The 613-nt window shown below is 28.1% G+C and carries 1 protein-coding gene; it reads left to right on the top strand.

Translation table 11 applies throughout. The features are described from left to right. Nucleotides 1–176: 176 nt before the first annotated feature. On the top strand, nt 177–613 hold a 437-nt coding region (locus tag H9630_RS18750), incomplete at its 3' end, for a hypothetical protein (RefSeq protein ID WP_191716993.1).

Raw genomic sequence — 613 nt, 5'->3', positions numbered from 1 at the left:
TTGGATATGTTTGTCATTTGTTGTATTGATTGCTGTAATTTTCGTACTGATTTTTACTCTAGTGAAAAAGAATAAGAAAGAAAAAGAAGAGGATAAATAATCTCTTCTTTTTTTTTATATTATTTTTAATATTTTAAATGATATTGAATATAATATAAAAGAAAGTAGGTGTTGTTATGTATATAAATTTAAAGCAAGTTCCTGAAATTCGGATGAAATTGAAGGATTTAGGAGTGAAATTAACAAATGAAGTTGAAGAAAGAATATTTCTACACGTAGATAAGAAAAATAATAAGGTCTATTTCAACTTAATTGGAATGACATTAAAGGATTTCGAATCAGACTCCTTAATTGTAAGGAAGTTCTTTGAAGTGGTGGATCAAGAAACCTTGTTAAAATCCCTATTCAAAACTCGTTCAGAAGTGGACATTTACATAGATAAAAACCCATTCCTAAGGAACACATCATTTATTAGAGATTTTGGGTATTCAATAAACGCAGAAAGGGATCGTGGAAATTACATCAAAATATACGAAGAGAACTATGTGTATTGTTCTTACGTTTCTTATCCTAAAAAGATGAAAGAGAATCGCACACTTTATGAGTCTTACTT

This window comes from Planococcus wigleyi (assembly GCF_014836985.1).
In the GTDB taxonomy this organism is placed as follows: Bacteria; Bacillota; Bacilli; order Bacillales_A; family Planococcaceae; genus Planococcus; species Planococcus notacanthi.
Note: the sequence above shows the minus strand (reverse complement) of the source record. Positions and strands in the feature narration are given on the sequence as shown.